Annotated in this window: 6 protein-coding genes and 2 pseudogenes; 1 reads left to right on the plus strand and 7 read right to left on the minus strand. The window is 39.0% G+C overall.

Annotated features, from left to right (window positions below; translation table 11 throughout):
- Nucleotides 1-20 precede the first annotated feature (20 nt).
- From J7J00_RS26495 to J7J00_RS26510, 4 genes are all read right to left on the minus strand, one after another.
- On the minus strand, nucleotides 21-887 hold the full coding sequence (locus J7J00_RS26495) for an FAD binding domain-containing protein (protein ID WP_214796006.1): 867 nt from the start codon (nucleotides 885-887) through the stop codon (nucleotides 21-23).
- The gene (locus J7J00_RS26500) at nucleotides 881-1,348 is read right to left on the minus strand and encodes a (2Fe-2S)-binding protein (protein ID WP_214796008.1); all 468 of its coding nucleotides are present in this window, start codon (nucleotides 1,346-1,348) and stop codon (nucleotides 881-883) included. The genes J7J00_RS26495 and J7J00_RS26500 overlap by 7 nt, the downstream gene beginning before the upstream one ends.
- On the minus strand, nucleotides 1,345-3,504 hold the full coding sequence (locus J7J00_RS26505) for a xanthine dehydrogenase family protein molybdopterin-binding subunit (protein WP_214796010.1): 2,160 nt from the start codon (nucleotides 3,502-3,504) through the stop codon (nucleotides 1,345-1,347). Before J7J00_RS26505 ends, J7J00_RS26500 begins: the two co-directional genes overlap by 4 nt.
- A 135-nt stretch (nucleotides 3,505-3,639) precedes the next feature.
- Nucleotides 3,640-4,239 carry a nucleotidyltransferase family protein gene (locus J7J00_RS26510; protein ID WP_214796013.1) on the minus strand — a complete coding sequence of 200 codons (600 nt, stop codon included), beginning with the start codon at nucleotides 4,237-4,239 and terminating at the stop codon, nucleotides 3,640-3,642.
- 395 nt (nucleotides 4,240-4,634) lie between these two features.
- Here J7J00_RS26510 and J7J00_RS26515 point away from each other — a divergent pair.
- Nucleotides 4,635-5,352, plus strand: a pseudogene (locus J7J00_RS26515) (homogentisate 1,2-dioxygenase); the annotation flags it as partial.
- 639 nt (nucleotides 5,353-5,991) lie between these two features.
- Here J7J00_RS26515 and sigH read toward each other — a convergent pair.
- The 3 genes and pseudogenes from sigH to J7J00_RS26530 all read right to left on the minus strand — a co-directional run bounded on the left by sigH (nucleotide 5,992) and on the right by J7J00_RS26530 (nucleotide 8,351).
- A complete protein-coding gene (sigH, locus tag J7J00_RS26520) occupies nucleotides 5,992-6,660 on the minus strand; it encodes an RNA polymerase sporulation sigma factor SigH (RefSeq protein WP_214796015.1) in 669 nt (222 codons plus the stop codon).
- Nucleotides 6,661-7,511: 851 nt separating this feature from the next.
- Nucleotides 7,512-7,918 (minus strand): annotated as a pseudogene (locus J7J00_RS26525) (GntP family permease); the annotation flags it as partial.
- A 31-nt stretch (nucleotides 7,919-7,949) separates the two neighbouring features.
- Entirely contained in the window at nucleotides 7,950-8,351 is a 402-nt protein-coding gene (locus tag J7J00_RS26530; protein ID WP_214796017.1) for a type II toxin-antitoxin system death-on-curing family toxin, read from the minus strand.

Below are 8,351 nucleotides of genomic sequence, written 5' to 3' on the forward strand. Positions count from 1 at the left end.
CCCCCCCCTATTTTTAAACATTAATTCGGTTGATATTGCTTCATTCTAAGAAAATAACGTAAAAGATGTAACGCAACGGTTTTTCTGTATGCCGCAGTGGAGCGTTGATCGTCGATTGGTCTTATGATCTTATCGAAGGCTGCCACAATCGCAGCGATGTCTGCATCGGCTAATGGTATCGTTTTTCCAACCAGCTTCTTCTCAATATCAATGGAACGAACCATCGTAGGTCCGACCGCCCCGAAGGCAAATCGAATGTCATCGATTCGATCTTTGCTTATCCGGACGAAACCCGCAAACGATACTTTGGCAATGGCATCTGCGTTGCGGTTGCCGACTTTCTCGAAAACGACATGTGAATCTTCTAATACGAACGGCAGAATAATCTCCGTTACTATTTCATTGTGAAAGCGTTGAACCCGTCTTGGACCTTGAATAAAATCGCTAATCGTAACCATACGATCACCATTTACGGAGCGCAACAGAAGCTTTGCATTGTATACATATAATAAAGGAAGCATGTCACCGGCTGGAGAGGCGTTGCAAATATTACCGCCTAATGTTCCCCGGTTTCTAATTGCCGGGGCAGCAATTGTTTTAATTGCATTCTTTAAAGCAAAAGGAATCAACGGATTTTCAAGTAATTCACTATAGGTACAGCAGGCCCCGATGTGGAGATCCTTGTGATGTTGATACACCTGCTTTAATTCGGAAAGATGATTAATAAAAACAATCGGTTTAGGGATTTTCGGAGGTACTCCCCTTCTACTTTTGTGAAGAACCATAACATCGGTGCCTCCGGCTATGATTGCACAATCTTCTCTATTCAATTGGCTCAACGTTTCGTCTAAACGCTCGAAGCGATACGCTGTTATTTTCTCTACCATAAGCCATCACCTTTTTTAGCTGCTAGGTTAATCGACTCAACAATCATATTGTAACCCGTACATCGGCACAGATTTCCGGAGATGCCTTCACGAATTTCAGCCTCTGAAGGATGAGGATTTTTAGATAACAAAGCTGCACTTGCCATAATCATCCCCGGAATGCAATAGCCGCATTGCACTCCCCCGGCGATGGAATAGCTCTCATCTAAAATTTTAAATTGTTTCGTTTCAATGATGCCTTCGATCGTTTGAATATCGGCACCAGCAATCGAGCCAATTGGAATAAGGCAGCTGTTTTGCAGGAGGTTATTCACAAAAACACTGCAGGCTCCGCACTCCCCTTCACCACAGCCTTCCTTTGTTCCGATTAACTCAAACTCATCTCTTAATAAATCTAGTAATCTTGCTGTAGCAGGGGCGTCAGTTTCTACCGTTCTTCCATTTAGTGTGAATTTAATCAACCCTCTTCACCTTCTTTCGTCCAAAGACTTTCAATAATGACTTCCGGTGTAATCGGAAGTTGCTGAAAAGAAGTTTGCAGGGCATCCTCGATCGCAGCTTGGACTGCTGGAGCGCCTCCGATTAAAGTCAATTCACCTGCGCCCTTCGCCCCGTATGGACCATCAGCATAGGGGTTATCAAAGACCCTGCTTTCAATTGAAACAACATCCAATGAAGTCGGCGGTCCATAATCCGATATGCTTTTTTGTTGGATTCTACCTTGCTTTGACGTCATCTTTTCTAGATAACCGTATGCTAGCCCTTGAGCCAAACCACCGTCAATTTGGCCTTTCATAATCCGTTCATCGATGACCTTCCCAACTTCATAATTACCGTATACTTTTTCTAACTTTATATTTCCTGTTAACGTATCAACTTCTACTTCAACGATATTAACGCCCCATGAATAAGCCGGGTAGGCATCTCCAGTGAAGGTTTTCTCGTCCCAAGGAATCATTTCACGGTGAACATAGTGCTCAACTACTTCCTGTTCCACCCCTGTTTGCCACTGATCCTTAAGTTTTTTTGCGGCCCGTTCAAGCAGTTTTCCGACAATCATCGTCGTTCTGGAAGCTACGGTGGGACCCGAGTCGGGAACCTCTTTTGTGTCGGGATAAGGGTACAAAATATCTTCGAACGGGAGATTAAGTTCTTTGGCGACAATTTTACACAACGTCGTCAAAATACCTTGTCCCATATCGGAGTTTGAGATTTTTAGTGATACCTGGTCGTCCTTTGATTTAACCAGCTTCACCGTTGCTTTAATATGATCTCTTTCGCCACTGCCTGTAAATCCACAGCCGTGGAGGAACAACGAAGTTCCTATGCCTTTTTTATAGCGCTGATTTTGTTGATTTAAGCGCTGAAAGTCTTCTTTTTTCTTTTTGTATTCTGACACGTTGAGTACGTCCTCAATCATTTCTTCCACTAATATCGGGTCCCGGAATTTACCTTTGGTGATTGTGGGGTCCCCTTGTTTGACGAGGTATTTTCGTTTATATTCAAGCGGGTCGATTTTTGCCAGTTTACTAAGATGTCCAATATGACTTTCGATTCCGGCAAAGCTTTGTGGAGCACCAAAGCCTCTGAAGGCGCCGTTCGGAACGGTATTGGTTTTTAAGACATAGCCTTTTGCATGAAAATGCGGAATTTTATAAACACCGGCACCGTTTATTAATGCGCGCTGCAGCACGACAGAGCTCAATCCCACATTTGCCCCTCCATCGAGAAAGATGTCAACACACATGCTCAAAATATTTCCTTCCTTATCAAAGGCCGTTCGATATTTGAGTTTGGCCGGATGTCTTTTCGTCGTAACCAGCATATCCTCAGAGCGGTCGAACACGAGCATTACCGATTTTTTGACTGTTCTTGCGGCAACGGCTACGTGACAAGCCATCATCGAAGGATAATCTTCTTTGCCGCCAAAACCTCCGCCGGTAGGACTTTGGACAACTCTAACTTCATCGTCACCACAGGCTAATGCGCTTAGCAATGCATTTTTTATATAATAAAGACATTGCATCGATCCCTGGACGACAATTTCATCATCCTTATAAACGGCGAGCATTCCTTGCGGCTCAAGGTAGACATGCTCCTGATAACCCGTATCATATTCTTCTTCGATGATTTGATGGGCTCCCTGCTCGATAGCTGAAATGTTCTCTAAGCTTTCCCCAAATTCATAGCTTGCCAAAACTAAGGATACTGATTTTTGCTTGATCGCTTCGTCCAATGTATAGATAGCCTGATGTTCTTCAAATTCAACCTTCACTTCATTTAACAAACTGTACAGGATATCCAGGTCTTTGCCCGTGAGCATGAGAATCGGCTCACCAATATAATTGACCCACTCATTGGCAAAAATGGGCTGATCTTCTTTGATAATTTTGACATAATTCGGTCCGGGGATATGCTCTGCTCCAACAGCTTCATACCCTTCCGGAAGGTTAGGTAATTGAATGGTTATGATTTTTCCATAAGCAATTGGCGATCGATACAAAACACCATAAACCATATTTTCCACTTTCACGTCACTAATATAGGGCAACTGGCCCGATACTTTACCTTTATGGTCCTTTTTGGGCACTGAGGTGCTTATGTCTTTGAGATTCATTGCAACAACACCCTTCGACTCATTTTTTTAAAGGGACATATTCTGAATAGAAACCTCTTCCTACGATTTTATCAATAAGAATGATCTTTTATGATTCATTTCTATTCAAGATTTTCGTAGTTTTTCATTATATTTTTACTTCGAGAAATTTAAAGCTTTTTCATAATCAATGGCTTTTTGGTAATCCTCCTGTGTATCAACATCCATTAATACTCCCGCATCATCTACATTCATGTATTGCTTTTCGTAACCGCCCAGGACCACACGCAAATTACTTTCTGGATTGGTTTCGAGAATTATCTGTTTCACTTCGCTTGATAATTTAATGGGATGGCCGCCTTTATAGTCAAAGCTGGGAATAACCACGTTTCCTTTGTGTTTTGCTAGTAGCTGAACAGTCTCTTTTTTAACAAGCGGACAATCTCCGGGTGTTATAAAGAAGGTTAGGGCATTTACTTCGTTGCAGCCCTTTTGAATGGAATGAAACATTCCCTGGTTAAAGTTTTCATTATAAATAAACTTGATCTGAAATGAATAGGCATTTTTACTGATGATTTTGGCAATTTCCTCTTGGATGATTTCCGCTTGAAACCCAGCTACGACGATGACCCTGCTGCATAAGTCTTCAAATTTAGAGATCGTTTGCTCCAACACGCTCATTTGCCCCATCGGCAAAGTCATTTTAAATGCATTCGCTCGGCTGGAATATCCAGCAGCTAGGACGATTGCTTCCATGTTCGTCACCTTCTACCTATCATTTTTCTTAATTCTCACAATAAAAGCACAAGCGGAGTAAGGATTTGCTGTATGGACTATTAAGGGATCATTGATTGTTTATGCTTTGAATTTTTATTAAAGAATCTGGATAGTATTTTTTCTTTATATGCGTAAAAGCCTCATTATATTACTTATTAACCAACTTGATACTATTTTTAAATTATCAAAAGATATAAAAGGACATTATATAGTCCCTATTTTAAGAGAAAGAGTGTCAAGTATTGACCAAGGTTTAATCGAAGAAGCTAAAATTATTGAATTACCAGATAACGATAATTTTTTTAGAAAATAAAGAAGCCTTTGCTCTCATGAGCAAAGACTTTTTTTTGACGAGTTTCTTCTGTTATATAGTTATTTTATTAACGATTGGCACAACTTACCGCGTCGTCTTGGAATCAGAAGAAGCTCGCTTTTTCATCCTTGAATCAAATTCATCGATTATACCACCAAAGCGCTATCGCAATGAGTTTGGCCAACTTCTTGAGCACTCACCTTATTGCGAGCGTGATTTTCGGACACCAGAAAAATTGGAGCCTAAAGATGAAAAAGGAGAATATGAAATCAGAGTGCGGGCACAAGGCATGATCACATCCTATACTTATGATTTTCATCCACTTGATGCGGTTGGATGGGATGGTTACCTCTTCCCTTATGCTTTTAGCATTCAAGATTTTGAACCAATAACCGGACGCGTTCATCAGCCACCGCCAGTACATCAGACGTTTGAAGCACATAATTAAGTTGTATGTTTATTTGTACCACGTATGTATGACTATCATCCAGAATCCATCCCTGCTCCTTATGTCCACAGCAATCTGGAAAGTGATGAAGTACTATATTATGTGGATGGTGACTTTATGAGCCGCCGCGGTAGATGAAACCGGATCGATTACCCTTCATCCAAGTGGTTTACCTCATGGACCACATCCAGGTAAAATTGAAGCAAGTATCGGTAAAAAAGAAACGCGTGAACTAGCAGTCATGGTCGATACATTCCGTCCGCTGTATATCGTAAAAGAAGCACACGCTATAGAAGATGATGCGTATATGAGCAGTTGGCTGCCAAAATAATAGTTAGGTACCAATACATTTTTATTATACCTTTAATAACTATCAGTGAACGATCTTCTCCCCCTTGGCAGATCAGTACTTCTCTATTTCTTTCATGTAATAAAGCCGGAGCAAGCTTCACCCTTGCTCCGGCTCTTTTTGTTGCAAATACTTTTTTGAAATTAAACTCTCGAACTTTATTAAACCAGCGATAATATATTTGTATACAGATCTTTCTTTAGCTGACTTTCATCTTCTTATTGCTCACTTTTCTTATTTGTTTTCAAGGATGAAGATGCTAAATGATTGATATAGTAGTTTACCTTCACATTATGGGAATGGACGGCTTTAAACTCAGTGTTATTCATCACAAGACTCATAGTTGCTAAGTAGAGGAATCGTAGTAATTCCAGGCAATGGTGCTAGTAGAATGGCATAGTCTATTCCACTTGCTTGTTGCGAGAATACTCGTTTTAATCTTTCTTTAACATCTGTGCCCTTCCTTCCATACCGGTGTTTGTTGTATTTTTAATAATTATTTTTAATTTCACTGTACCGTTTTGTACTTAAAATACTATTAAGGTTTTTCAAACACATAGAGCCAAAGAATTTTATAATCCTTTGGCAAAAAAGCAATTTAATAGTTAACGACTCTTTTATCTATTGAAGGTGACCTTCTATTGCTTGGCTATTTCTAAGTTCCAATAAACTCTCCAATTTTCTCTTCACTCTCTGCAACGCATTATCTATAGACTTGGCGTGAGTATTTAATTTATCAGACATTTCTATATAGGTAAGGTCCTCTAAGTAAAAAGCCAAAACCTTCTTTTCTAACGGACTTAAAACCTCAGATAATTTTAATTCCAAATCATCAGCAGATTCTTTATCAATCAATATCGCAACGGGATCAGAAATAACGGTGTCTGTCGTTACTTCCATAAGAGTATGGTTCGGATTTTCTTCATATATGGGCATATCAAGCGAAATAGAAGAATTTAACGGAGTATGTTTTTGACGAGTAGCTGCCTTGATGGCTGTAATAATTTGCCTCGTGATACATAGTTCTGCAAACGCTTTAAAATAAGATTGTTTCTCGCCATTATAATCCCTAATAGCTTTGAACAATCCTATCATCCCCTCTTGGATAATGTCTTCTTTATCTGCCCCAATTAGGAAGTACTTGTTAGCCTTAACCTTTACAAATGATTGGTATTTCTTCAAGAGAACTTCTAATGCCTCCATATTTCCTTGTCGGACTTTTTCTATTAATACTCCATCTTCTAAATTAGCATATAGAAATGACGGTTTTTCTTCAATAGCTATACTCACTCAAATCCCTCCAGCGGCTGCATTCAGTTGAGCCTTGTTGTTTAAACAGACGACCATTTTATATGCGATAAATTACCAGTTTATTTAATAATAACCTATAGCAATCTCCGATGATATTAGATTATTTCGACAATTAACTACATTCCTATACACCTTCGTTTAGTTTAAAGTAACCGTTTACACCCTTTTTTTAGGCTGTTTTCTAAAAGATTGTTGCTCTAAGGAAAAATTATTATTATTAAGAATATAACAGCTCAGAGGGATTAAAAACTTTTGTAATCAAAAGCAAGAATCGCTGTTGGATCGATAACTTTGTCATAAACTTTTCCTCATTTTTTTAATTTTTTCGATAATCAAGAGAATAGGCAAGTCTATTACAAAGAAGCTCACCCAATATGGATGGATAATTGATGAGTGAACATTTGGGTCTACTCTAGCGAAGGCAACCAGTTTTTTTGATAATCTTTAATTCTTCCAATTCATTTGCCAGTGCCACTTTACGTTCTACCTAATCAGAGAGGTGTCCCTGGTAATGAAAAATCAAATAAATATACATACGAAGATTGATTACGTGACTTTTATGAATTAGGTTTTAAATTACCTTGAAGAAAAACAAATTAACAAAGAATTAAAAATGATCGAATAACTAAAAAGGAAAGGCTATACAATCGCTCCATCTGAAAAACAAACTGCGTAACCAGATAAAATATAGTACATTTACGTCCTTCAAAAATTTGAATATGGAGTGCTTATTTTTTTCATACAAAAAAGAGCTGCTAATCAGCTCCTGGTAGTGAAGTAAAGCACCCGCTATTAAGTGCAAATTATAATGACCTTCCATTTCCTTTTTATTAACCTAGCCCAGTTAAGCTGTAGACAAGAATAATTACAAATGCTGCGAGTGTCTTAAAAATTGTAATCACAAAGATATCTCCATATGATTGTTTGTGTGTTAAGCCTGTAACCGCAAGTAAGGTATTACAGCGCTGTTATGGGGTAACGAATCCATCCCGCCTGATGCCATCGCTATGACACGGTGCATTACTTCGGGAGGAATATTATAATGTTTAATAGCTTGTATATACTTATCTCCCATCGCACTAAGCGAATTCCCATTCCACCAGACGAAGAACCAGTAACCAGATAACACGTTTGTTGTAACGGCCCCATTTACAAGTGGATTCGTAAAAGTGTGTGAAATACCATCACGTACAGTTGCGAATCCTGGTAATGAAGCGATGACCCCACCAAATCCATATTAGCAGTATTCATAGAAACTCGAACCTTTTTTATAAGGCCTTTATGTTCTCTTTGATGATTCTTGCGATAGCTTTAAAATCATACTTATGGTTGACGACATCTACAACAAAATCCTGTTCTTCTTCTATTCCCATTATCCATTGATAATGATTGATCTTCAGAAACATAATAAGGGAAGCGAGAGCTGTCCTCTTGTTTGCGTTCTGGAACGCATGATTTTTTGAAATGGATTCGAATAAGGCTGCAGCCTTTTCATGAATAGATGGGTAAGCATCATTCTCGAAAACAGTTTGTCTGGGTCTGTTCACTGCAGAATCAAGGAGACCGGGATCTTTCACCCCGATTTGTTCAGTAGGAGAATAAACTTTTATTTGAATGGCATTGATAGCAATAATTTGATTGGTGGAAAGATAGATAATATCCAACGTCAT

Origin of the sequence: Bacillus sp. ISL-4 (assembly GCF_018613275.1) — a bacterium.
Taxonomy (GTDB): domain Bacteria; phylum Bacillota; class Bacilli; order Bacillales; family DSM-1321; genus Peribacillus; species Peribacillus simplex_E.